This window comes from Rossellomorea vietnamensis (assembly GCF_001305855.1).
GTDB classification, from domain to species: domain Bacteria; phylum Bacillota; class Bacilli; order Bacillales; family Bacillaceae_B; genus Rossellomorea; species Rossellomorea vietnamensis_A.
Genome location: NZ_LIXZ01000052.1, coordinates 1 through 1003 on the forward strand (window position 1 = coordinate 1; position 1003 = coordinate 1003).

Below are 1003 nucleotides of genomic sequence, written 5' to 3' on the forward strand. Positions count from 1 at the left end.
AAAAATATAACCTACCCTCTAAGACACCACTACAAGATTGGGTAAGAGCTTATAAAACACAAGGAATAGAAGGTATAAAGCGAAGAGAAATAAACAAAGCGTACTCTGTTCAATTTAAATTAGATACGATACTATTTATGTTAGAGACAGGCGCTTCTTATCAGGAAACTGCGGAACAATTTAAGCTGAACAATCCTTCATTAATTCATTCTTGGACGAAAATATTTAATGAACAAGGAGTAGATGGCCTGAAACCTAAATTAAAGGGGAGACCTTCTATGTCTAAGAAACCTAGTAAATCGGAGAAGAAGGAAGAGAAAAAGTTAACACGCGAAGAGGAATTAGAACGCGAGAATGAATTACTGCGATTGGAAAATGCGTACCTAAAAAAGTTGAGAGCTTTTCGGGAGAATTCGAATGCCTTCCGCGAAAAGCACAAGCCAAGCTCGCATTCGAACTTAAAGAAGAAGGATTCCGATTAAAAGATATTTTCCAAGTAGTGRGGATTCCCGAAGCAACTTATCACTATCATGTGAAGGGTTTTGACAAAGAGGATTCGAATACAGAATTAAAAGAACTCATTACTTCCTTATTTRAAAAATTTCATGAACGGTATGGATATAAAAGAATTACGAAGGAATTAAAGAAATTAGGTCATCATATCAATCATAAAAAAGTATATCGTATTATGCGAGACMTCGGATTGAAATGTGTAAAATTCATGCGGAAATCCCGTAAATACAATTCGTATAAGGGGAACGTTGGAAAGGTAGCGAAGAACCGATTATCACGCCGGTTTAACACGCATGTCCCTCTACAAAAATTAGTAACTGACGTTACAGAATTTAAATGTCTAAACGAAGAGAAGTTATATTTAAATCCCATTCTTGACCTCTATAACGGAGAAATCATCGCGTATGGAATCAGGAAACGTCCCACGTTAGATCTAGTCACGGAACCTTTACATGAAACGATAGAAATAATAAGAAATCACGCAATCTAT

The 1003-nt window shown here is 35.9% G+C and carries 2 protein-coding genes and 1 pseudogene; all 3 read left to right on the plus strand.

Annotated elements, in window-relative coordinates; all coding sequences use genetic code 11:
• Nucleotides 1-482, plus strand: a 482-nt coding sequence (locus AM506_RS21635; RefSeq protein ID WP_060675143.1) for a helix-turn-helix domain-containing protein, incomplete at its 5' end; no start/stop codon positions are given.
• 50 nt (nucleotides 483-532) lie between these two features.
• Nucleotides 533-703 (plus strand): annotated as a pseudogene (locus AM506_RS23460) (IS3 family transposase); the annotation flags it as partial.
• Nucleotides 704-721: 18 nt separating this feature from the next.
• Nucleotides 722-1003, plus strand: a 282-nt coding sequence (locus AM506_RS23245) for a DDE-type integrase/transposase/recombinase (RefSeq protein ID WP_327205560.1), incomplete at its 3' end; no start/stop codon positions are given.